This is a genomic window from Clostridium lentum (genome assembly GCF_014287815.1).
Taxonomy (GTDB): domain Bacteria; phylum Bacillota; class Clostridia; order Clostridiales; family Clostridiaceae; genus Clostridium; species Clostridium lentum.
In genome coordinates this window covers 45,182-69,405 of sequence record NZ_JACOOQ010000001.1, presented here as the reverse complement: position 1 = coordinate 69,405, position 24,224 = coordinate 45,182, and the positions used below count along the sequence as shown (strand labels likewise).

Below are 24,224 nucleotides of genomic sequence, written 5' to 3'. Positions count from 1 at the left end.
TAAAAAGACTGCAAATTTCATAACTTGCAGTCTTTTTATAATATCTATTTCTTTTTTAAATTAATTTATTACATGAATTTAATTGCTAAAGGAAGATATACAAAAAATGAAATAGTAAATACTATATGAAGTACTCTGTACAGTTTATAATTTTTCTTCATAATAGTTCCTGTTATACCTATTGCTATCATTATGCTGGCAAATCCAATGTACTTAATAAAATCAGCCTGTCCAAATTTTAAGACTACTGCTGCTATCATTGCAAGAACTGATATTGCACCTAAAAACATATGAGCTTTAACATAAACTTTTTTCTTAACCTTAAATAATTTTGGTATATAATAAACTAATAATGATAAGTAAAATAATGATGATGATATTCTTTCCATTTTTTATTTCCTCCTTAGCTATATTTAACTAGTAGCTGTTGCTCTTGCAGCATCTCTAGAAGCCTTCTCCTCTGGTGTGATAGTTTTGATTTTAAATATAAAATAGTATAGCTTAAATAATATTAATGCTATTAAGGTTATTCTCATAGGCAATACATCTACAGTTATTAGTGGAATTGCTATCATGGTATCTGCAAATGTTAATAAAATCACCTTTTGCTTTAATGTCATTGCTCTTTCCTTAACAAATGATTCTAAGTGCTTTTTATATACTTTAGTGTTTATAAACCAAGTATTAAATCTTTCTGATCCCTTAGCAAAACAAAATGATGCTAATAATAGAAATGGCGTTGTTGGTAGAATTGGTAAAATTACACCTATTGCACCTAAAGCAAACGCTACCAAACCAATGCATATATAAATACCTTTTTTAACCTTACTCATATCTCAAATCTCCTTATTTATTTAATGCATGTCTTACTACTTCTGAAGGTTTGTATAATAACATTCTTGGTCCTGAAAATTTCATTACCTCTTTTGCTTTTTCTTTCATATCCTTCTTGTAACAGTGAATTGGACATCTTGAACAGGTTGATTTTTCTTCTCCAAATTTACAAAAACTTAATCTCTTATGAGCATATTCTAAGAACTCCTGACATTCCGCACAAAGTTCACCTTTAGTGCCATGTTTCTTTTTACAATATATTTCTACCATAAGCTTTATGGTTTGTTTTTCTCTTTCTATTCTTGTCATAATTTTCTCCCTTTTAAATGATAATTATTTTCATTTATATACTTTAAGATATCATAGTAATTTTCTATACATTTTAAGTATTTTTAGTTTCTTTTTATTGTATTTTTAGAATTAATCATCAGTAAAATTTTAATTATTTTACTATAAAGAAAATTTATTTTTATACGCCACCACCTTTTATTACTTTTTTATGAAAAAATTACTTTTTTTAACTTGTTATTCTTTATACCGCCCAGTATAATTAATAAAAATAAACTATTGGAGGGAAATTATGAGTATCTATGATTTAATAAATAAAAAGAAGAAAAAACAAAAAGCTAAAATGGTAAAAACAGCTGCTTTAACTGCTGCTCTAGGAGTTACTGCTGGTGCTACTGCAGGAGTGTTATTTGCACCTAAGTCTGGAAAAGAAACTAGAGAAAATATTGCTAATAAATCTTCTGAAACTAAAGATAAGTTAGTTGAAAAAACTAAAGCAACTAAAGCTGCTATAAGCAAAAAAGTTAGTGAAGGTAAAAAAGATGTTTCTACTGCTAAAGAAAAAATTTCTGAATACTTAGCTTCTAAAAAAGGTCAAAAGCAAGAAGCTTGTGATGTAGTTGAAGAATTAGCTTTAGCTGATACAGAAGTTGATGAAGAAATAACAGAAGAAGAATTAACTGAAGAAGTTTAATAGGAGATTAATATGTACATAAGCTTATCGCTATTATTAAATGTCATCTTAGGTTCATTAGGAATAGCTGCACTTATATTATTTATTATACTTATATTAAAAGTTTTAAAGCTTGTTAATAATATAAACTCATTAATTGATAGCAATAAAAATAATATAACTAAGGCTTGTAGTAATCTTCCTACTATTTCTAAAAATGCAATTGATATAACTGATAATGTAAAGGGAATTACAGATGTAGCTACAGAAGCAACTGCTGAGGCTATTGTTGCTAAGGATAACTTTCTTTCAAACTATGAAACTATAAAGGACATTATAAATATAATTGCATCTATATTCATAAAATAGTAAAAGGAATCCAAAATTATTGTTTTGGATTCCTCTACTTTTTTCTTATTTATAAAGCTGCTATTTCAAATAAATATAATCCACTTATTACTGCCTCTGGTGCAATAATTGCTATCTTAGCCATTTCAGATACTATATCTTGTCCATCTAATAATTTATACAAAATAGAGGCTATTATCTCTTCATTAAAAATCCCCCTTCATATATTATCTTTTCCCTATAATATATGAAGGAGGCTTTCTTTATGTTACATAGTTTTAATACTGACAATAAATAAACTCTGTAATGATTTCATAATTAATTCATAATTATGAAACGTATTTGTTTATTTTGTATATTTCTTTATAAACTTCTCTTATATTTTCAAGCATCATCTTATTGTAGATGTTGTCTGATTTCTTAATATGGTCTTCTATTTTGTCTAATAGCTCCTTGATATTTTGATCTGTAAATGAAGTAATCATCTTCATATCTTCCACTATATATTTTGAATCTATATTTTTAAATTTATCATTACTAAATAAAATATATAATTCATGAATATTTAATATTAAAAGCCTGTTTTGACTGATAGACTTTATTGCTCTCTTATTAAGAAACTCTTTATTATTCTCCAATCTACTTTCAATTAATGATGTAATAATAAATAAATTATTCATACCATGCATATTGTTTTCTGTTGGTGATAAATATACCTTCTTAAGCATTGCTTTTACTGCCTCTAAATACATACCTTCTAACTCTCTGGTATAGTCTTCAATTTTTCTTGGTAAGATAAATCTATTTATAATTATTGCTAATACAACACCAATGGCAACAAATATTATTCTTCTTAAAGTTAAAACAGTAGTATTTCCTAATAAAGCTGCAGAACCTATAGCCGACACTGTAGTACATATGGTCTTATGCTTATATTCTTTTAAATATGAATTTACATAACCAGCACCAATAAGAATCATACTTCTTATACCAACACTTTTAAAAATACTAAACAGTATCACTATTATAACTGCTCCTATTATGGTAGCTATAAATCTATCCTTAGCCTTCTTTATGGAAGCCTCATATATAGGAACTACCAATGAAACCATAGTAAATATAATCCATCTTCCTTCTGATAAATTAAAGTAATCACTAACAAAAGCTGCTAAAGAAATTCCAATAGCTGATCTTATTGCAAAAGAAAGTTTTACTGAATTCATAATAAATCTCTTCTTATTTATTGATTGCAATTGAGTAGGATAATCAGTTTCTGTAAATTTAATATTATTATAATTTTCTTTACCTAACACTCTCAATTCTGTAAGAGCAACCTTTAATATTTCTAAAGAATTTAAAATTTGTATAGCATGTATTCTACTAGCTTGTATATCTTTATGATTATCAATAACACTATCTATATAATCTTCTAACTCTTTTATATTATTATCTTCACCTAGTACTACATTAAGCCTTTTCATACATTGTCTTAAACCCATTAATATACCTTTAAGTTCTTCAACATTATAATCTTTATTTAAATTTATAGATATCTTTTCAAGCGTTGATAAAATATTTATCTTAATTCTTGCTTCTTCTGTTATATAAAAATTTTCTTTTCTATTATCATAAACAATAGCTCTAAATTCATCTATATACTTTCTAATATCTTTATCTATATAAGAATTATTTTTTTCAACATTATCTTCATCTAATATAATATCTATTTTTTCTATTATTTTACTACAAATATTTTCAATAATTCTATTACCCTTTTTAAAGATTTTTTGTCTATTAAAAAGCATTTGAAAACTCATTATTGCTATAGGTGCAACTAATAATGAAGCCAATCTAATTGGCATTTCCTTTAATGTTACAGGTATTGATAAAATAAAAGCATATTGCAACGTGAATGGAAGATATAACGATTCCTTTAAATTAAAATATAACTTATAACTGATTATAAATATTATTATAAAATTTATAGGAATACCTATCCATGGATTTAATAATGAAATATATGCTCCAACGCCAGTTATTACATTTAAAAGTATAAGTTTCATTAAATTCTCCATAGGTGACATAGTTAAATCTACATTTATAAACATCAACATAGCTGTAATGGTGCTTACTCCTATTAAAGTATTTTGGTCACCAAAAATACTTTTAAAGCTCATAATAAAAGCTACTATAAAAACAAACATAAAGGTTTGTTTTTTTATATTTTCTTTATTAACTACTTTTTCATATTTCATTAACACTTCCCCCTTTTAATTTTTTATACTTATATTATACATTATATTAAAACTTTGTAAAAGTTTATTTATACTATATAAAAAAATAAAAGATATAGTATAATATAATACTATATCTTCCATTCTCCACTTTAAATATTAATATATTAAACTTTTTTGTATATTATAAAATTTATTTCCAATAATATTAATTTAATGATATTCTTTTTTATATAAACTTTTTTCTTTTAAAAAAAAAGGAGGATACTTTTGAATAAGAAATATAAAAACATAATTATATATTTAATACCGTCTACTTTCATACTTATTGTATTTGGCATAATTTATTATTTAAAGGGGCTATTTCCTTTTGGTAATGGTAGCATTGCCTGGGCAGATATGTATGAGCAGCAAATACCTTTATTTTATAAATTATCTGATATATTGCGTACAGATAATAGTATATTTTATGATTTCTCCAGTGGTATGGGGCAAAACTTTCTAGGTATATCTGCTTATTATCTAATAAGTCCTTTTTCATTACTGACTGTTTTGATACCAAGAAACTTTATTCCTAACTTTATGAATATATTGCTTGTCCTTAAAGTATGCTTAATAACAGTTTCTTCTATGTTCTTCTTTCAAAGAACATTTAAGAATTTATCAAAATGGTGGATGTATTTCTTTTCAGTATGCTATGGTTTATGTAGCTATACATTTATTATGTATCAACTGATTGGTTATCTTGATTTTCTTATAATCTTTCCCTTACTACTTTTAGCATTGCGAAGATTATATGATGATGGTAATCCAGCTTATTATATAACTCTATTTACCATAGCATCAGCCTGTAACTTTTATGTGGGCTTTATGTTATTTTTATTTATTATTTTTGCATCCTTTATTTATTTAAAACTTTATTGTCCTAAGGAATTTATAAAGGATAGAATATTTAAAATATTATGCAGTACATTCTTTTCATCGCTTATAGTACTGCCTTTAACATTACCGTCTACCATACAAATTTTGAAATCTAATAGAGTGCCTGAATCTATTACAACTATTTTAAATGGATCACCATTTTCATATATTTTAGATAAAATTTCTTATTTCTTTTTAATTGGTGCTATCTTACCTTTTATCATAATGTTACTGATTAAATACAAGGAAAATAGAAAATTCATTATCTTAACTTTAAGCACCATTGCTTTTACCACCATCCAAGTAATAATTGATGGTATAAATAAATTATGGTACATGGGATGCTACTCAAGCTTTTCATTAAACTTTGCCTTTATACCAACATTTATCTTAATAATAATGGCAGCATACTACATTAATAAATATGGTTGCAGAAATAAAAATTCTCTAAAATTTATTTCTCTTATTCCTATAACCTTTATATTTGTAAGTGCTATTTATTATGTTTATAAAAATTATTATCTGGTAATTCAAGATACTATAAGGACTCTTACCTTACATTCTAATAAGGAAGTTTTCTTGATACTATTTATCTTATTTATAGTTTGCTTTATTTGCTATATGATATTATTCCTTATTGCCAAAGGTAAACTACTGTATATTACCTTAAGTACGTTCTTCTTTATTCAAGTTCTATTTAATGGTTTAATATATATATGTATAGATAGCTATACACCTTATATCAGTGAGGAATATGATGTATTAAATTCCTTATATTCATATGATTTTAATGATGAAAGTTACTTTAGAATAAAAGATACCTTTAATTTATTTAATTTTAACAGCTCCTATATATCTAATAAAAATGATTTATCTCATTTTTCATCATTAACCAATAAGGATCATATGAATATCATGAAAAAATTAGGTTATAGTTCTGTATGGATGAGAACTTCTGATGTTGGAGGAACTATCTTCAGCGATAGCTTATTCAATATAAAATATGTAATAGTTGATAGTGAATTATCTTCAAAATACTATAGCTATTTAGATTCTATTGGTTCATTTAATATATATAAAAATAATTATTTTATCAATAATGGATTACTACTTACAAAAGGTACTGATACTGAAGTAATTATCAATTCAAAATCGGTTTTTGAAGCTCAAAATAACCTATATAAGGCATTAAGTAATGATGAAGAGAACCTTTTTAAAGAATATAACTCCTTCAAACTTACTAATTTAAACGTTACAAATAACGAAGGTACTTATTCCTATGAAATAATAGATTCATCTTCCCCTGCTTATTTAGAAGTAACAGTAAATTGCTTTAATAATCAGCTATATTTAAACTGCCTAAAAAGTTTAGATAATAGCCAAAATATCGAAATATTCAACTGCTTTAAAGTTTATATTAATGATCAATTACTTAACTGCAATTTATCAAATAGATTTTATCAAAGTGCTGATGGTACTTTTCCTTCAACATTTAATAATGGTCTTTTAGATTTAGGAAGCTATTCTACTGAAGATGTAACCATAAAACTTGAAGTCTTAAGAGATTTTGATATCACCGAATTATCTGTGGGCAGTATGGACATTGATAAATTTGAAAAATTTGTTTTTGATAAAACAGCTAGCTATTCCGATATCATTACTTATGATAATAATTTAATTTGTCAGGCAAGTGCTAACGATAATAATCAAATGCTCTTCCTTACTATACCCTATGATGAAGGATGGATTTGTACAATAAATGGCAATGGTCAGCCTATAGAAAATGTTTTTGATGGTTTTATTGGAATACCTTTAATTGAAGGGTATAACTATATTGAACTTGCTTATTATCCTAAAGGATTTAAGTTTGGTACCGTCACAAGCTTATCTACACTTACAATAATCCTTTTCATCTTCTTATACTGGGTTAAAAATGGATATAAGATTAATTCTAAGTTACTATCAATTTCTTATAATCTATACTGTTTGCTTTTATTTTTAATACTTTTTATTTTCTATGTAATTCCTATATACATATTTATCTTTAGATTATTTTCTTAAGGAAGGTGATGTTTTTCACCTTTCTTTTTATTTAATAAATATTTACCACCAGTACTTTAGAAAACGTACATTAGTTACAAATTTATTACATTTTTACCTAAAGTATTTACTTTTGCTAAAAAAGTGCTAAAATTACTTTTGAAATATTAACTTTATTTAACAAATATAATATTTTGTATATAATTTATGGGAGGTAAAAATGAAAGTTTTTAAAAAAAATCCTTTTAAAAACCCTATTTTTATTTGTATATTAACATCAATGTTTTTAAACTTAGCAATAGAGTTTTTTAGTAGAAGGTCATTGGTAGAAGGCTTTAAATACATGACAAAAAGTCCACTTGTGTTCTTATATAACTCTTTCATTATCTGTATATCATTAGCACTTATATTCTTATTTAAAAGACGTGTTTTCGTTTATGCAGTAATTTGTACTATTTGGCTTGGATTCGGAATAACTAACGGTATTATTTTAAGTAGTAGAGTTACCCCTTTTACAGCAGTTGATTTTACAATGATAAAAAATGCTTTTTCATTGTTGCATACTTATTTTAATAATTTCCAATTAATTTTAATTTGTGGTGGATTAATACTTGCCTTAATTGGTCTTGTTTTATTCTTTATATTTGCACCAAAATACCAAGGCAAAATTAAATATAGCAGAAACATTCCAACATTCTTATTACTATTCTTTTCTTTTTTTGGAGTAACAAAGATTGCTTTAAAAGCTAATATTATTACCGATTACTTTGGAAATATAGCTTTTGCTTATTTAGATTATGGATTCCCTTATTGCTTTGGTAATACATTATTAAATACAGGAATAGATAAACCTACTAATTACTCTGAAGAAACAATCAATAGTATCTTTACAAAAGATACACAAGTTGGTGCCGATGAAGATAACATATCTGTATTAGCTAGTACAAGCTCTCTAGCAAATGAACAATATGGAACTCCAAATATTATCTTCTTGCAATTAGAGTCATTCTTCGATATTACACAAGTTGAAGGAGTAACTTTCTCACAAGATCCAATTCCTAATTTCAGAAGCTTATCTAAAAATTATTCTTCTGGATTAGTGGAGGTTCCATCTATTGGAGCCGGTACTGCTAACACTGAATTTGAAATTATTTCAGGAATGAGCTTAGATTACTTTGGACCTGGAGAATATCCTTATAAATCAATCTTAAAGGAAAAGACAGTTGAAAGTGCTGCTTACTCTTTAAAAGATTTAGGATATAGTTCTCATGCAATCCATAATAATAAAGGTACCTTTTATACAAGACATAGAGTATTTTCAAGATTAGGTTTCGATACCTTTACATCTATTGAATATATGAACAACCTTGAATATACACCTTTAGGCTGGGCAAAAGATAGAGTCCTTACTGAAGAAATAATCAAAGCACTAGATTCTACTGTGGATCAACAAGATTATGTTTATACTATTTCTGTTCAAGGTCACGGTGATTATCCTGAACATAAAGTTCTTGAAAACCCAGCAATAACTGTTGGTGGCATTGAAGACGAAGGAACTCGTTATGCATATGAATATTATACTAATGAAATTCATGAAATGGATAACTTTATTGGTGAATTAATCCAATCATTATCTAACTATGATGAAGATATAGTGTTAGTTATGTATGGTGATCACTTACCAAGCTTAGGTATTGAAAATGAGGACCTTACTTATAATAATAACTTTGAAACTCCTTATGTAATGTGGTCTAATTTTAACTTACCTAAGGAAGATAAGAACTTATATGCTTATCAATTAACTTCATACACTCTTGATAGACTTCATCTAACTGCTGGAACTTTAATAAACTTCCATCAAAATCATTCAGAAGATGAAGATTATCAACGTAACTTAAAGCTTCTTCAATATGATATGCTTTATGGTAATCAATATATCTATGGTGGAATTAATCCATTTGAAAGAACTAAATTACAAATGGGAGTTGCCCCAATAACAATATCTAATGTGTATGAACAAGATGGTCAAGTATTTGTAGAAGGAGAAAACTTTACTACATTCAGTAGAATTGCTATAAATGGTCATGAAAAATCAACTACCTTTATATCTCCAAATTATCTAATGCTTGATGATACAAAGCTAAGTGATTCAGATTCTATAAGGGTAGATCAAGTTACTATTACCAACTTTACTTTAAGTAAATCTGAACCATATATTTATGGTGATGTTTTAAATGAAAACAGTGACATACTTTCTCTTGAGAAAACTATAATACAGTAAAATAAAAACTCCCGGCTTAATAACCGAGAGTTTTTATTTATAATATCTAAATTAATTTTTATCACTAGTATCTTTTTCTTGAGATAAAAGTTTTAATATTTGAATACATGTAATTACTAGTGAACTTTCTTTCTTATAAGCTATATACTTTTCATTCCAATCACTTGCATATTTATCTTTAAACTTTTTTAATCCTTTAAAAGAATAAATAAAGTTTCCATTAATAAATATTTGATATGCTATTTTTTCCCTTATAAATGAATACTTACTTTCTCCTACTTCAGCTAATGGAACTAACCCTAAATTAAAGAATTCATATCCATTTTCTTTACTATATTCAAATAAGTTTACAAATATAAAATCCATTATTCCATTTAATTGTATATCTTTAAATCTCATAAGATCCACTGATAGAGTTTTATTATCATACATAGGCATAATTGTTGCAAATGCTTTAATTTCTCCTTCAGCATTTCTAACTATAGCTATTTTGTCCATTTCAATATATTCCCTATCAAAATAACCTACACAGAACCCTTTCTCTTTTTTACCATTTAACCATTCATCAGAAACATCCTTTAATTCTTTAAATAGCTCATCTGTAAATGGAGGTTCTTCTATAGAAAAAGTATATCCTGCTTTATCAATTCTAGATACAGCTTGTCTTTTACTCTTATTTTTATTTCCTGCTAATGAGAAATCCTCTAATTTTACAATTGCTTCTTGACCAAGTTTCATAAAATCATATCCCATATCATGAAGCTCTGGGAATATATTTATATCTACTCCAGTAAACACTAATGTGTATCCATACAAATCTGCTAAATCATAAAATTCTCTAGTAGCATTAAAGAACGAATTTTCATTTCCTATAGGGTTTCCTAAAATAACTATTTTATCACTTATAATTTGATATTGGAAAAATACATCTTCTGTATCATTTATATACACATATTTATCTCCAACAAAAACATAATGAGCTAAACTTGATCCACCATGCTTTGAAATTATCTCTTTAATTTTTTCTTTATTTAATTTTTCCTTAGGGAATTTATTAAATCTATTTATATTAAGTAAAATTATAACTAATGATATTGAAATTATTACACCTAAAAATATTGAAATTATTATTCTTTCTACATATGCTTTTGATTCTTCAATATCAATCTTTGATAAATCAAATTCTTCTGAATTAAATTCTTCTGAATTAAAATTAATATTTATTGAATTAATATCTAATGAATTAATATCTAATGAATTAAGCTGTGAATAAGAAGGTGAATTAACAATTAAGCTTATAGTAAATAAAATTAAAACTGAGCATATACTTTTCATAGCACTTTTCCATGTATATATAAACCCTTTTTTATAAAATCTATTTTTACTTAAAATAATTAATAACCATCCAATGATTACCACTAAATAGCTAGTAAAACTTTTTATAACTGTCATTGTTAATAATGTTATTAACGCAAAGCTTGTTACTAAAATATAATATACTTTTTTAGTTCTAGTATTTAAAATTGATGCTAAAACTACTAATAAAAATCCTAATACAATACTTAAATATAAAGCAAAATCCAATATATTAATTTTAAATATTGAACTTCTATGAATTACTTTACTAATATCAATCTCTATCCAAAATATTAAAAGTATTCCAGTAATATAAACTGTTAATGTTAAAATAGTACTTGCTATTTTAGAGTTAATTCTTGACATCAATTCTTTTATTTCTGAATTAGTATTGTTATATAATTCAGTTATGTATAATATTACCCCTATTAATAAAGGAACTATATAATAACTTATCCTATATAATATAAGTAATAATAATATTTGTTCTGATTGAACATTAAATTTCTTTAATCCTACAAGTAATGTTAAATCAAATGTTCCTGCACCACCTGGTACCATACTAATAATAGCTATTATTATTGCTTTAATATATACAGGTGCAAATTGAACTAATGTTACTTTTATTCCTAAAATAACTATTAATCCATAAATTAATAAAATAGTTGTTATCCATTCAAGAATCGAAATAGACATTATCTTCAAATTAATTAAATATGCTTCTTTATTCTTATCTTTTATACATTTACATGTACTAAAAGCTAAAACTCCTACAATATAAAGTCCAAATAAAATTGATGCATAAAAAACTATATTAAATTCTTTAATAGTGAAAAAGCACCATATACTATATATAAGACATATTAAAGAAAATCCACTTAAATTTAATCCTACAACTTTTAAATTTTCTTTTGTTAATTCTGATTTATCTTTAACATAATTTTTATAAAAGTGATTTTTTATAAGAATTGCAGCACTTCCACCAAATCCAACAATACTTGAAACTGAGCTGGCAATCCAAGAATACTTATATACTTTTCCTATTGGTAAATCTATAGGTATGCTTTTTCTAGTTACTAAATCATAAAAAGATAATGGAATATATGAAATTACACCTAATGCTGCAATTATTAATAAATTAACAATTGTTAATTTATCAGCATATTTTTTAAATAAACTTATATCTATATCTATAAATATTTTATATAGCTCTTTAAAAGCAATAAAGAATATTGTTATTATAACTATACTTTGAATTATTCTAAATAATTTTTTATTTATTTTCATTTTTATTTAACCCTTCACTGAATTATTTTTCTATAAAGTCTTTTTTATATACATATTTGCATATAATTTCATAAAGCACTCCACATAAAGGAACTCCTATTATTACGCCAAAAATACCAAATAGACTCGAAAAAACAATGACTACTACAACAATATATAGTGAAGAAAGCCCTATTGAATTTCCTACAACTATTGGATAAATTATATTCCCTTCAATTTGTTGCATTAACACAACTATTAAAATAAAAAATAAAATATTTTTATATCCAGCTATAATCATAATAATTGTTGTTATTATAATTCCTATAAGTGGACCAAGAATTGGTACTGCTGCACATATTGCAAGAATAAAACTTATAAATATCGCATATGGAATTTTAAAAATAGTCATACTAATAAATATCATTATAAACAATATAGCTGAATCAATAGCTTGACCAAAAATGTACTTTTTGAATTTGCTATAAATTAATTTTAATATTTCAATAATACTACTTTTGTATTTATCAGTAGCAACTGTATTTATTAATAGTTTTAATTGATATTTTAAAGTTTCCTTTTCTAGCAAAATATATATGGATATTATTAAACCTAAGATAAAATTAATTAAAATATTTGTTATTCCTAAAGTAATATTTAAAACACCAGAAAAAGTAATCTGAACAAGATTATTTATTATTTTAGAGATATCACCATCTATTTCTTGAATTTTTGATAATACACTATCAATTAAATAATTATCATAATTTTTAATTAATAATCCCTGTATATTTTTTATTTGCTCTGGAGCTTTTTCTATAAAAATATAAAAACTCTTTATAATTTCAGGAATAACTATATTTATGGTAAATGTAATTACACAAATAAATATTAAAAGTACTAATAATAAAGATATAGCTCTACTTATTTTAAAAGCTCTTTTTTTATCTACTTTTAATTTTTGTATTAATAAAATAATCTTTCTTTCTAAAAAACTCATTGGTATATTTAAAAGAAATGCTAAAACTATACCAAATATAACAGGTAAAGTAATTGCTACTAAATTATCTATGGTTTTTAATACAAACTTTAAATTATGTATTATGAAAAATAATATTAATCCATATGTTACTATAAAAATATTTTCTTTAATATATTTTTTATTCATTTAACCTCCTTATATAAAATTATTTTATTTAGTTATATAATTTCACAGCTAATAATTAAACTCTATAAATTTATTCATTATCTAAGTATATTGATTTACACATATTATAAAAGCAAAGTTCTTCTTCTACATTTGGCATATGTGCTGATGTTTTAAATTTATATAAAGCTTTTTTAGGTGCATCTATAAAATTATAATAATCCTCTATAATTTTACTTGGTGTATGATAATCATTATCTCCGCAGCAAAAATATATTGGAACTTCAAATTTATTCGATAAATTAAACAAATTTATAGATGCCATTTCTGAATACATGTATTTTTTTGAAATAACACTTCCTCTTAAAAACCTAAACCAATCAAATATACTGTAATATTTAAATGAAATACTATTTAATATAAATGATAATTTGTTAATTTTAAAAATATCCCCCTTATATTTTTCTATTAACTTATCTAAATTTCTAATACTATCTTTTGTTACATATGGTGGTTTCCCTATTTTCTTTAAAATATTAATTCCTTTTTTATTGTTTTCTTTTTTTATTTTTTGTGATAAAAGTTTATAAGTAACTTTATCGGCTTCATTTATATTAACAACTTGTCCTACTGATATATATACCTTTATGTATTGAGGGATTTTTTGTGCTAAAATTATTCCTATTAAACTTCCAAAAGAATGACCTATTAAATAAACATGAGTTTTCTTAAAACGTTCTCTTAATATCTTTATTAAGGAAATTGCATCATTTATAATATTATCTATAGTTAATTCTTTTCTTGAAAATTTTTTTATATTTGATTTTCCTGCACCTCTTTGATCCCAATTTACAACAAGAAATTTTTTTTCTAATTTACTTTGATATTTCCTTATAAAACCTATTTGAGATACTCCTGGTCCTCCATGTAGAAATAACATTAATGGACCATTTTCATTGCCTGTTATAAGAACATATTGCTTTATACCATTTATCTCAATATATTCACTTATTTCTATCATAAAATATCCCTCCTATATGTTTAATTTTAAAATATCATAAATTTCATTGTATATTTAGTATGTTAATAAAAAAAGCAGAAGTAAAACTTCTGCTTTGGTGCGCCTTCAAGGACTTGAACCCCGGACCCCCTAGTAAAGAGCTAGGTGCTCTATCTGCTGAGCTAAAGACGCGTATTCCTTATGAACTTATAATATCATCTTCGACTTTTTTTGTCAATATTTTTTTAATTTAAATTTTAAAAAATATTCTTTGAGTTTCTATATAGACTTATGATAATAATTATATAATATTTGATCATACAACAATAGATGATAAATTTGTAATACTTCAATTTTCATTTAAGGTAGGTAAAAGATCTATTCCCCTTTGGTTTAAATTGTTTAAATATAAACAAGATGGAAACAAAGACTGTATATTTAGTATGTTAATAAAAAAAGCAGAAGTAAAACTTCTGCTTTGGTGCGCCTTCAAGGACTTGAACCCCGGACCCCCTAGTAAAGAGCTAGGTGCTCTATCTGCTGAGCTAAAGACGCGTATTCCTTATGAACTTATAATATCATCTTCGACTTTTTTTGTCAATATTTTTTTTAATTTAAATTTTAAAAAAATATTCTTTGAGTTTCTATATAGACTTATGATAATAATTATATAATATTTGATTATACAACAATAGATGATAAATTTGTAATACTTCAATTTTCATTTAAGTTAGGTAAAAGATCTATTCCCCTTTGGTTTAAGTTGTTTAAATATAAACAACATGGAAACAAAGACTTTATTCATGTAAAGGAAGGTCTTAAATTTTTACATAAGATATTAACACCATATGAGTTTGATGTTACTATACTTGCAGATAGAGGATTTAAAAGTATTGATTTATTTAAATTTATAGATGAAACTCTTAAATGGAAATATTGTATTAGATGCACTAAATATATGGGAATATCCATTGTAGGTAAAAGTAAAATTAAAAAATTAGATGATATAATTTACTTATTTATACTTAAATTCAATAAAAATCAATATGATTCAAAAATAAATTCCATAATAACTGTCCATAAGTCAGATTTTTAATCTGACCGTTGACTCCCTTTAGGGCAGTCTGCAGCTTGGTAGTATCACCGCCAATTTCGACAGTGATACCTTTGATTCTGTTTGCTATTGGCTGATACCTCCTTAAAAAATTGTATAAAAAAGCTCGGTATCTTCCGAGCATAGAAAAAGCACCAACCATCTCTGATTGATGCTTATGAGTATTATTTAATTGCTACAGATAAACTGGAATTTAACGCTTCCATACCATTGTAAATTCCTTTTCTCCCGTATTATCATCTACACATTCAGATTGGATACTAAATTCTTCTCGCAGATAAAATTGAATTGCTCGCTCATTTTTTTGATAAACGTTCAATTTTAGAGTGGACTTGATTTTCTTCACCTGATCCAATAACTGTTTTCCGGTTCCCTTTGACTGTGCTACATCTTTTATAAAGATTCCTTCAATATAGTCGTTATTTAATCCAATAAATCCATCTATCTGATTTGCATTGTCAACTTCATGTACATATATTTCTGCAAGTGGCATCATTTCTTTTACCATATCAAAGTTGCTTTTCCAGTAATCTTGAGATATAAAACTATGTGCCTGAATATTCGTATTCAACCATATTTGCATTACTGCATCTATATCACCATCAACGTATTTCCTAATCATTTCATCATCTCCTCAAATTCCGATTTACACTACTCTTCATATTTCGTGTATTTATCAAGCTGAACCTCTATATCTGGTGTTAGTATAAAGTAGTGGACACATTAAGACAAACTAAGTTAAAATAATATTTAGTTAAGAAAATATGTAAAGAGTTTAATATTATACAATCATTTAGTAAAAAGGTTGTCCTTATGACAATGCTTGTATAGAATCTTTCCATTCTTCAATAAAGAAGGAAGAAATCTATAGAAATACATATCGCACCTTCGAAGAAGCCAATATAGCTATATTTAAATATATTGAAGGTTGGTATAACAGAAAAAGGACTTTCCGTAAGACTTCATACATATTTTAACGATAGTCTTTGAGAAAGTCCTTTGATTTCTACACTATATTTACTTGTTATGGTTCACCTTTGACATCAAAACAACTGTCTCGACGTGTACTGTATGAGGGAACATATCTACTGGCTGTATTTCCACTGTTTTATAACCATTTTCCTCCAAAATAGCTAAATCTCTAGCTAATGTACTTGGATCACAACTTACATATACTATTCTTTTAGCATCTATATTTGTTATTGCATCTAATAACTTTTTATCACAGCCTTTTCTTGGTGGATCCACTACAACTACATCAGCTTTAATACCTTTACTAATTAAATCAGGTATAACTACTTCTGATTCACCTACATAGAAATGTGCATTATCCACATTGTTTTCCACAGCATTTATCTTTGCATTTTCAATTGCTTGTGGAATAATTTCTACTCCATAAACTTCTTTTGCTTTCTGTGATAAAAATAATGTAATACTTCCTGTTCCACAATAAGCATCAAATACTGTTTCATTTCCACTTAAATCTGCATATTCTAAAGTCTTTGCATATAATACTTCTGTTTGGATAGGATTAACTTGGAAGAATGATAATGGTGATATATTGTACTTAAACTCTCCTATATAATCACATATAGTATCACTTCCCCAAAGAGTTTTAGATTCTAATCCTAATATTACATTAGTTGGCTTAGAATTTATATTTTGAATAATACTCTTGATTCCATGTATATTATTAACCATTAAGTGGATAAATTCTTCTTTATGTGGAAGGTCTCTACCATTAGTTACTATTACAACCATAACTTCATTAGTAGTAAATCCTCTTCTTATCATAATATGTCTTAATATACCGCTTTCATCATATTGTCCATCTATATTATAGGGCTTAATATTATTTTTTATAATCCAGCTTCTAGTCAATTCAACTACTTTATCAGCAATTTCATCTTGTATTAAACAACTTTCCATATCAATTATTTCATGACTTCTTGGAGCAAAGAACCCTATTTTTAGTTTTCCATTAACTAATCCTATAGGCAATTGAACCTTATTTCTATATCTCCAAGGTTGTTCCATGCATAAAGGAAACTTTACTAAGCTTTCGTCTAACTTACCTATCTTACTGATACAATCTTTTACTCTTTCATGTTTAAACTTTAATTGTTCTTTATATGTACTATGTTGTAACTTACAACCACCACACTTCTTATATATTCCACACTCAGAAGTACATCTTTCTTTTGATTCCTCCACAATTTCTATAAGCTTTCCATAAGCAAAACTTTTCTTTGATTTTACTATTTTAACCTTTACTTTTTCCCCTACTAATGCTCCTTCAACGAATACAGGAAAAGTATTATCTATCTTGGCGATTCCTTCTCCCTCATATCCTTGAGCTACTACATCTAATATATATTCTTTATTTTTTTCTACCAAATTTATCACCTGTCAATCATATATTTCTTCCGCTTTAAAATCTATTATATACTATGTCATTAATGTTATAAATAATCTTTAATATAAAAAGCTGATTTCTTAATGAAAAGAAATCAGCTTTTTATATTAATATGCTTCTATAAATGTATCACAATTTATCTTCTTTTTTAAATCATTATTTTTAAAACTTAAATGTTCTGCACTACATTGTCCATACTTATTGTAGAAACAGTTATTGGCAGTACAATGAACTGATGTTATTGGTGTATTTGCTGTATAATCTTGCAAACGGCTTAATATATTCATATTATCAAACATATTCAATGCACTTCTAAACTTACTATCATTAAATCCATTACATTCTGTCTCACTGGCAAAATGGGCATCTTGTCCATTCACATTTATTTCATGAGCTTTGCATGTACCATGTTTATTATTGACACAATTAGTTGAACAGCAATTTAAAGTTGTCATAAAAATACCTCCTAAATATTTCATTATATTTATTAGTTATTTTCATTTTTAATAAACTTTATACAGTATTTTATTTTTAAATAAAAAAAAGAGCACCTTACGGTGCAAATTGGTTAATAAGTTGCCATGATTTAAAACGATTGCCATCTTTTAATCATACTATTCATTATAACCTATATATTAGATTTAATTTGTTAACTTTTTGTTAAATTTTATGTTTTTTATACTTTTTTGCAATATTTAATTCATTTTTTAAGACATTTAACTTTTATGTTGCATAATTTTATTCATTTTTATTAAATAGTATACTCTATTTAATTATTAATTATAAGTAATAAATTAATTATAAAAAAATTTCTTAATTCATTCTTCATTATTTTTTATTTCCTGTAAAAAAAGAAGTACCTTATGGTACCTCTTTATAGAGTGTTATTTTTACTATTTAACTTCTGTAACCTTTAAAAGATTAGTTGAACCTACTGTATCTAACCCAGCAGCAACTACTACTGTTTCACCAGCAGTAACAAATCCACTGCTCTTAGCAGCTTCTATAGCATTAGCTACAACTTCATCTGTGTTTGAAGCAGTAGGTGTAACCATTGAATATACTCCAAAGCTAAATGCTAATCCCTTAGCTACTTTTTCGTTAGGTGTAACTGCAACTATTGGACAGTCTGGTCTGCATTGAGAAATTCTTCTAGCAGTAGCTCCACTCTTAGTTGAAGTAACTATTGCAGCAGCTTTTAATTCATTAGCAGCATTACATGCAGCTCTTGAAATAACTCCTGAAACTGCTGGAGTATGGTTTTTAGCTCTTGAAACAGCTGTTTCATAGCTTAATTTCTTTTCAGTTTCTTCAGCTATTCTAGCCATAGTTTGAACTGATTCTACTGGCCAATCTCCGTTAGCTGATTCTCCAGATAACATGATTGCATCTGTACCATCATAGATAGCATTAGCAACGTCTGAAACTTCTGCTCTTGTTGGTCTTGGGTTTCTCATCATAGAATCTAACATTTGAGTAGCTGTAACAACTGGCTTTCCAGCAGCATTACATTTTTCTATCATCATTTTTTGAACAGCTGGTAATTTTTCAAATGGAATTTCAACTCCTAAATCCCCTCTTGCTACCATTAATCCGTCTGATGCTTCTAATATAGCATCTATGTTGTCAACACCTTCTTGGTTTTCTATCTTAGAAATTATCTTGATGTCTTCTCCACCATTTTCATTTAATATTTGTCTTATTGTTTCAACGTCTGAAGCTTTTCTTATAAATGAAGCTGCAACAGCGTTAACTCCAATTTCACAACCAAATTTTAAGTCAGCTATATCTTTTTCAGTTAAAGCTGGTAATTTTATTGAAACTCCTGGAACGTTAACTCCTTTATGAGTTGCAACAAATCCAGTATTTTGAACTGTACAGTGGATTTTGTTTCCTTCAATTGATTCAACAGTTAAACCCACTAAACCATCATCTATTAAAATAGTATCTCCTACTTTAACATCACTAGCTAAACCAGCATAAGTTACTGAACATTCCTCAGTATTTCCAATTACATCTCCACCTGCGTGAACTGTAAACTTAGCTCCAGCTTGTAACTCAACTTTTTTAGGCTCAAATTTACCAGTTCTTATTTCTGGTCCCTTAGTATCTAACATAACAGCTATTTCTTTATTATGTTCTTTAGCCAATTCTTTTACTAAGTTTATTCTCTCTGCATGTTCTGCATGATCACCATGAGAGAAGTTATGTCTAGAAACATTCATTCCTGCTTCTATGATTTGAGATAATATTTCTCTCTTTTCACTCGCTGGCCCTATTGTACAAATTATTTTAGTCTTTCTCATGTAAATAACACTCCTTTATGTTTAGTATCTTAATTTATATATATAATTTTAGATAACATAACTAACTATTTATTTCAGCTGATATTGAAAATAACTTATTATCAAAAGTTCTATCTAGTGCTAATGCTTCATCAATATCTACATCATAAATTTCGTTCTTTCTTATACCAACTACTCTTGAAGTTTTTCCTTCTAATAATAATTCAATAGCTTTTGAACCCATTCTTGAAGCTAAAACTCTATCAAAAGCACTTGGACTTCCTCCTCTTTGAACATGGCCTAATACCGTTGCTCTTGTTTCTATTTTTGTTTCGTTTTCGATAAATTTAGCTAGTTCACTAGCTCCTCCAACACCTTCAGCAAGTAATATTAAATTATGCATTTTTCCCTTTTTCTTGCCATCTAATATAATATCACATAATTCTTTTTTATCATATCCCTTTTCTGGAGTTATTATATATTCTGCTCCACATGCAATTCCTGCGTAAAGAGCTATATCACCACAATTTCTTCCCATAACTTCCACTATAGAAACTCTTTCATGAGAAGTTGATGTATCTCTTATTTTATCAACAGCATCTGTTACAGTGTTTAAAGCTGTATCAAATCCAATAGTATAATCAGTGTAGCTTAAATCATTATCAATAGTTCCTGGTAAACCTATTGTTTTAACACCTAATTTTGATAATAATTTAGCTCCTGTGAATGAACCATCTCCACCAATAACCACTAGTGCATCTACTCCATTATCTTGAAGTATTTTTACTGCTTCTTTTCTAACCTCTTCTTTTTTAAATTCTTCACATCTTGCTGTTCTTAAAATTGTTCCACCTCTTTGAATAATATCTGAAACAGATGATCTATTCATTGGAAACATTTCTCCATTTAACAATCCACTATAACCTCTGTGTACTCCCATTACCTCAATGTTATGATGTAATGCAGTTCTAACTACAGCTCTAATAGCAGCATTCATCCCCGGAGCATCTCCTCCACTAGTTAAAACAGCTATTTTTTTTATCATAATCATTCCTCCTTGATACCACTATGGACTCTGCATGTCCCACATCCTCTGAAATCTTTAAAATTTCTGAATCTTTAAACTTTTTCCTACCATTTTTTATTTTACTGTTAAAGTGCTTTCATTGCAACTAAATTTAGCAACTATATTGTAGATTTTTATATGTTCATTTTATATTGTGTCCTATAATAAATTAAAATATATAATGTTTTTAAAATTGCTTTTTTATTTTGAAAGCCTTGAAAAACAAGACTTTATTAATATAATTAACAAAGTTATTTTAAATAATTAAAACTAAAATAATTACTTAAAAATTATTTTTTATATTTTTTACTATTTTCTACTGTATTTGTTTACAAAAACCTTTTGTAATTTTTGTTATTTTTTATAAATAAAAAATAACCTGACTTTAACTAAGCCAGGTCATTTTTATTCTACTATTTTAACATTACCTTCACCAAATACTTTTTCTAATTCTAAAAATATATCACTAGATAAATTTACCCACATATTTCTTGGCATTCTATAATTTTTTCTATCATTTGCTGTAAATACATACAAAGGTGTATTTCCTGCATATTCATTACAAATTTCCATAAGCTTTGGCTTAGTGGCTCTGGCCATATCTAAATTATCAACTCTCACATAAACTTTAGATGAATCTACTTTTTCTAGAGGTTCCATAGTTTCACAGATAATCTTCACAGCTTCATCTTCTTTCATACTCACTCTTCCCTTAATAATAACAAAGGCATCAGCAGCAATTAAATTTCTTACTCTATCTAAAGTTTTAGGGAAAACTATAACTTCTATAGTAGCACTTAAATCTTCAATTTTAATAAAAGCCATTATTTGATTATTTCTCGTAACCTTTTGAGTAACTTCTGTAATTATTCCACCAACAACCACTTTATCTTCATCATGTATTGAATATTCTTCATGGTCAATACCTTCATTATGTGCTTCTTTACAATCATAAATCTTTTGTATGGTTGTAGATGTCATCACCTTTAAACTTTTAGCATATTCATCAAGAGGATGTCCTGATAAATATAGACCTGTCATTTCTTTTTCCATTGCTAATAAATTATTTTTAGCAAACTCTTTTATATTTGGATACATAACTTCTGTTGCTTTAAAATCTTCATCTTCCGTTAATCCAAATAAGCTTATTTGACCATCTATATTTCTCTTTCTTTCACTTGCCATACTATCCATCAACTTTTCATGTACAGCTAAAAGCTTTGATCTAAATATTTTAAAATCATCTAATGCTCCAGCTTTAATTAAGCTTTCTACAGCTCTTTTATTGATGGCTGATAAATCTATTTTATTGATAAAGTCTGTAATTGATTCAAATTTTCCTTTTGAATCTCTTGCTTCAACTATACTATCAACCACATTCATACCTACATTTTTTATGGCTGCTAGCCCAAATCTTATCTTGTCATCTTGTACTGTAAACTTGGAATAACTTTCGTTTATGTTTGGTGGAAGAACTTGAATTCCTTGGCTTTCAGCAAAGTTAATGTAATGTGCAACCTTTTCTGAACTTCCCATCATGGAATTTAACATAGCTGCAATTGTTTCAACAGGATAATAATGCATTAAATATGCAGTTTGATAACCAACTACTGCATAAGCTGCTGCATGACTTTTATTAAAAGCATATGAAGCAAAATCCATCATTGAATCAAAGATATCATTTGCCGCTTTTTCACTTATCCCATTTCTTAAACAACCTGGAACTTCAACATTTCCTTCCTCATCTACAATTCCATAAATAAAATTTTTACGTTCTTGTTCCATGACACTATGTTTTTTCTTAGACATAGCTCTTCTAACCATATCACTTCTTCCTAAAGAATACCCTCCAAGCTTTCTAACTATTTCCATTACTTGCTCTTGATACACCATTACACCATACGTTACGTCTAAAATATCTTCCAATTCAGGCGTTTCATAATGTACACTGTCTTTATTTCTCTTACCTTCAATATATCTTGGAATTTCAGCCATAGGACCTGGTCTATATAAAGAAATACCAGCTATGATATCTTCTAAACAGTCTGGCTTAAGTTCCTTCATGAATGAAGTCATACCTGGTGATTCTAATTGGAATACCCCTGCTGTTTTTCCTTCACCAATCATCTTATAAACTTCTTTATCTTCAAAGTTTATCTTGTCTAAATCTATTTCTATTTCTCGGTTTGCTTTAATCATTTTAACAGCATCACTCATAACTGTTAATGTTCTAAGACCAAGGAAATCCATCTTAAGTAACCCTAATTCTTCCAATGTTGTCATATCAAATTGAGCTACTATGTTATCTTCATTTTTTTGTAATGGTACATATTCCACCAATGGCTTTGATGCAATAACAACACCTGCCGCATGAGTAGATGAATGTCTCGGTAAGCCTTCTAACGTCTTACTTACATCAATAAGAGTTTTCACCCTATCATCAGTATCATATGCTGCCTTAAGTTCTGGATTCATATCTAAAGCCTTTTCTATGGTTATCCCTAGCATTGTAGGAATCATCTTGGCAACTCTATCAACCTCTGCATAAGAATAATTCATAGCTCTACCTACATCTCTTATACAAATTCTTGCTGCCATAGTACCAAAAGTAATTATTTGTGATACATTGTTAACACCATATTTATCAACAACATAATCAATTACTTCTTGTCTTCTTTCGTAACAAAAATCCGAATCTATCTATTACTACCCTCTTTTTCAAGATACTTTAACACTGATTTTTCAGTGGGTATAGACTATATCTTCTCCCACCGCCCTTTACGGTTTGGGATGCCCCACTTCGCAAATATAACTAAAATAAATGCTACGTGCCTTTGCACTAGTCGTTGGACCTTTCTCTCTTCAAGACTTGGCTGCTGGTTATCCAATCCTTTTAATTTTTATGGTTAAACCACCATTACATTTAAGCTTATTTCATCCTTCTGCTTTGGTTTA

Annotated in this window: 17 protein-coding genes, 2 tRNA genes and 2 pseudogenes; 6 read left to right on the top strand and 15 right to left on the bottom strand. The window is 26.9% G+C overall.

Annotation, left to right across the window (positions count from 1 at the left end):
• Nucleotides 1–68: 68 nt before the first annotated feature.
• Genes H8R92_RS00325 through H8R92_RS00315 form a run of 3 tightly spaced genes read right to left on the bottom strand, consistent with a single transcriptional unit; the run spans nt 69 to nt 1,143 of the window.
• The gene (locus tag H8R92_RS00325; RefSeq protein ID WP_186834362.1) at nt 69–389 is read right to left on the bottom strand and encodes a hypothetical protein; all 321 of its coding nucleotides are present in this window, start codon (nt 387–389) and stop codon (nt 69–71) included.
• A gap of 24 nt (nt 390–413) precedes the next feature.
• Complete coding sequence (locus tag H8R92_RS00320; protein ID WP_186834361.1) at nt 414–833, bottom strand: YbaN family protein; 420 nt, start codon at nt 831–833, stop codon at nt 414–416.
• A 13-nt stretch (nt 834–846) separates the two neighbouring features.
• Nucleotides 847–1,143 (bottom strand): nitrous oxide-stimulated promoter family protein, encoded by a 297-nt coding sequence (locus tag H8R92_RS00315; protein WP_186834360.1) that lies wholly within the window; start codon nt 1,141–1,143, stop codon nt 847–849.
• Between the two features lie 271 nt (nt 1,144–1,414).
• Between H8R92_RS00315 and H8R92_RS00310 the strand changes: the two genes are divergently transcribed.
• Together H8R92_RS00310 and H8R92_RS00305 are read left to right on the top strand one after the other, a co-directional pair.
• On the top strand, nt 1,415–1,816 hold the full coding sequence (locus tag H8R92_RS00310; RefSeq protein ID WP_186834359.1) for a YtxH domain-containing protein: 402 nt from the start codon (nt 1,415–1,417) through the stop codon (nt 1,814–1,816).
• A 12-nt stretch (nt 1,817–1,828) separates the two neighbouring features.
• Nucleotides 1,829–2,164 carry a hypothetical protein gene (locus H8R92_RS00305; RefSeq protein ID WP_022168670.1) on the top strand — a complete coding sequence of 112 codons (336 nt, stop codon included), beginning with the start codon at nt 1,829–1,831 and terminating at the stop codon, nt 2,162–2,164.
• Nucleotides 2,165–2,472: 308 nt separating this feature from the next.
• Here the strand turns inward: H8R92_RS00305 and H8R92_RS00300 are convergent, their stop codons facing one another.
• The gene (locus H8R92_RS00300) at nt 2,473–4,398 is read right to left on the bottom strand and encodes an FUSC family protein (protein WP_186834358.1); all 1,926 of its coding nucleotides are present in this window, start codon (nt 4,396–4,398) and stop codon (nt 2,473–2,475) included.
• A 249-nt stretch (nt 4,399–4,647) separates the two neighbouring features.
• On the opposite strand from H8R92_RS00300, the gene H8R92_RS00295 reads away from it, so the two are divergent.
• Together H8R92_RS00295 and H8R92_RS00290 are read left to right on the top strand one after the other, a co-directional pair.
• Nucleotides 4,648–7,359: a YfhO family protein gene (locus tag H8R92_RS00295; RefSeq protein WP_186834357.1), complete on the top strand. Its 2,712-nt coding sequence runs from the start codon at nt 4,648–4,650 to the stop codon at nt 7,357–7,359.
• Between the two features lie 199 nt (nt 7,360–7,558).
• Complete coding sequence (locus H8R92_RS00290) at nt 7,559–9,619, top strand: LTA synthase family protein (RefSeq protein WP_186834356.1); 2,061 nt, start codon at nt 7,559–7,561, stop codon at nt 9,617–9,619.
• A 51-nt stretch (nt 9,620–9,670) separates the two neighbouring features.
• Here H8R92_RS00290 and mprF read toward each other — a convergent pair whose 3' ends face one another.
• The 5 genes from mprF to H8R92_RS00265 form a co-directional block, all read right to left on the bottom strand.
• The gene (mprF, locus tag H8R92_RS00285; RefSeq protein ID WP_186834355.1) at nt 9,671–12,262 is read right to left on the bottom strand and encodes a bifunctional lysylphosphatidylglycerol flippase/synthetase MprF; all 2,592 of its coding nucleotides are present in this window, start codon (nt 12,260–12,262) and stop codon (nt 9,671–9,673) included.
• Nucleotides 12,263–12,284: 22 nt separating this feature from the next.
• Nucleotides 12,285–13,409, bottom strand: a complete 1,125-nt coding sequence (locus H8R92_RS00280; RefSeq protein ID WP_186834354.1) for an AI-2E family transporter — start codon at nt 13,407–13,409, stop codon at nt 12,285–12,287.
• Nucleotides 13,410–13,479: 70 nt separating this feature from the next.
• The gene (locus H8R92_RS00275) at nt 13,480–14,409 is read right to left on the bottom strand and encodes an alpha/beta hydrolase (RefSeq protein ID WP_186834353.1); all 930 of its coding nucleotides are present in this window, start codon (nt 14,407–14,409) and stop codon (nt 13,480–13,482) included.
• Nucleotides 14,410–14,504: 95 nt separating this feature from the next.
• Nucleotides 14,505–14,580, bottom strand: a tRNA-Lys gene (locus tag H8R92_RS00270).
• Nucleotides 14,581–14,867: 287 nt separating this feature from the next.
• A tRNA-Lys gene (locus tag H8R92_RS00265) sits at nt 14,868–14,943 on the bottom strand.
• Nucleotides 14,944–15,151: 208 nt separating this feature from the next.
• Between H8R92_RS00265 and H8R92_RS00260 the strand changes: the two genes are divergently transcribed.
• Nucleotides 15,152–15,484 (top strand): hypothetical protein, encoded by a 333-nt coding sequence (locus tag H8R92_RS00260; RefSeq protein ID WP_207722779.1) that lies wholly within the window; start codon nt 15,152–15,154, stop codon nt 15,482–15,484.
• Between the two features lie 211 nt (nt 15,485–15,695).
• On the opposite strand, the gene H8R92_RS00255 is transcribed toward H8R92_RS00260, so the two are convergent.
• Nucleotides 15,696–16,124, bottom strand: a complete 429-nt coding sequence (locus H8R92_RS00255) for a GNAT family N-acetyltransferase (RefSeq protein WP_022211514.1) — start codon at nt 16,122–16,124, stop codon at nt 15,696–15,698.
• 178 nt (nt 16,125–16,302) lie between these two features.
• Here H8R92_RS00255 and H8R92_RS00250 point away from each other — a divergent pair.
• Nucleotides 16,303–16,479, top strand: a pseudogene (locus H8R92_RS00250) (IS3 family transposase); the annotation flags it as partial.
• A 40-nt stretch (nt 16,480–16,519) separates the two neighbouring features.
• Here the strand turns inward: H8R92_RS00250 and rlmD are convergent.
• The 5 genes and pseudogenes from rlmD to dnaE all read right to left on the bottom strand — a co-directional run.
• Nucleotides 16,520–17,899 (bottom strand): 23S rRNA (uracil(1939)-C(5))-methyltransferase RlmD, encoded by a 1,380-nt coding sequence (gene rlmD / locus H8R92_RS00245; RefSeq protein ID WP_022211513.1) that lies wholly within the window; start codon nt 17,897–17,899, stop codon nt 16,520–16,522.
• Nucleotides 17,900–18,025: 126 nt separating this feature from the next.
• A complete protein-coding gene (locus tag H8R92_RS00240; RefSeq protein WP_022211512.1) occupies nt 18,026–18,373 on the bottom strand; it encodes a DUF1540 domain-containing protein in 348 nt (115 codons plus the stop codon).
• Nucleotides 18,374–18,811: 438 nt separating this feature from the next.
• Complete coding sequence (pyk, locus tag H8R92_RS00235; RefSeq protein ID WP_022211511.1) at nt 18,812–20,224, bottom strand: pyruvate kinase; 1,413 nt, start codon at nt 20,222–20,224, stop codon at nt 18,812–18,814.
• Nucleotides 20,225–20,285: 61 nt separating this feature from the next.
• Nucleotides 20,286–21,245, bottom strand: coding sequence for a 6-phosphofructokinase (pfkA, locus tag H8R92_RS00230; protein ID WP_186834507.1), 960 nt, complete (start codon nt 21,243–21,245; stop codon nt 20,286–20,288).
• Between the two features lie 429 nt (nt 21,246–21,674).
• Nucleotides 21,675–23,969 (bottom strand): annotated as a pseudogene (gene dnaE, locus H8R92_RS00225) (DNA polymerase III subunit alpha); the annotation flags it as partial.
• Between the last annotated feature and the right edge of the window lie 255 nt (nt 23,970–24,224).

Excerpts from the sequence above, each read along its gene's own strand:
- H8R92_RS00325 (WP_186834362.1), bottom strand. The coding sequence starts at position 389 with ATGGAAAGAATATCATCATCATTATTTTACTTATCATTATTAGTTTAT.
- H8R92_RS00320 (WP_186834361.1), bottom strand. The coding sequence starts at position 833 with ATGAGTAAGGTTAAAAAAGGTATTTATATATGCATTGGTTTGGTAGCG.
- H8R92_RS00315 (WP_186834360.1), bottom strand. The coding sequence starts at position 1,143 with ATGACAAGAATAGAAAGAGAAAAACAAACCATAAAGCTTATGGTAGAA.
- H8R92_RS00310 (WP_186834359.1), top strand. The coding sequence starts at position 1,415 with ATGAGTATCTATGATTTAATAAATAAAAAGAAGAAAAAACAAAAAGCT.
- H8R92_RS00305 (WP_022168670.1), top strand. The coding sequence starts at position 1,829 with ATGTACATAAGCTTATCGCTATTATTAAATGTCATCTTAGGTTCATTA.
- H8R92_RS00300 (WP_186834358.1), bottom strand. The coding sequence starts at position 4,398 with ATGAAATATGAAAAAGTAGTTAATAAAGAAAATATAAAAAAACAAACC.
- H8R92_RS00290 (WP_186834356.1), top strand. The coding sequence starts at position 7,559 with ATGAAAGTTTTTAAAAAAAATCCTTTTAAAAACCCTATTTTTATTTGT.
- mprF (WP_186834355.1), bottom strand. The coding sequence starts at position 12,262 with ATGAAAATAAATAAAAAATTATTTAGAATAATTCAAAGTATAGTTATA.
- H8R92_RS00280 (WP_186834354.1), bottom strand. The coding sequence starts at position 13,409 with ATGAATAAAAAATATATTAAAGAAAATATTTTTATAGTAACATATGGA.
- H8R92_RS00275 (WP_186834353.1), bottom strand. The coding sequence starts at position 14,409 with ATGATAGAAATAAGTGAATATATTGAGATAAATGGTATAAAGCAATAT.
- H8R92_RS00255 (WP_022211514.1), bottom strand. The coding sequence starts at position 16,124 with ATGATTAGGAAATACGTTGATGGTGATATAGATGCAGTAATGCAAATA.
- H8R92_RS00240 (WP_022211512.1), bottom strand. The coding sequence starts at position 18,373 with ATGACAACTTTAAATTGCTGTTCAACTAATTGTGTCAATAATAAACAT.
- pyk (WP_022211511.1), bottom strand. The coding sequence starts at position 20,224 with ATGAGAAAGACTAAAATAATTTGTACAATAGGGCCAGCGAGTGAAAAG.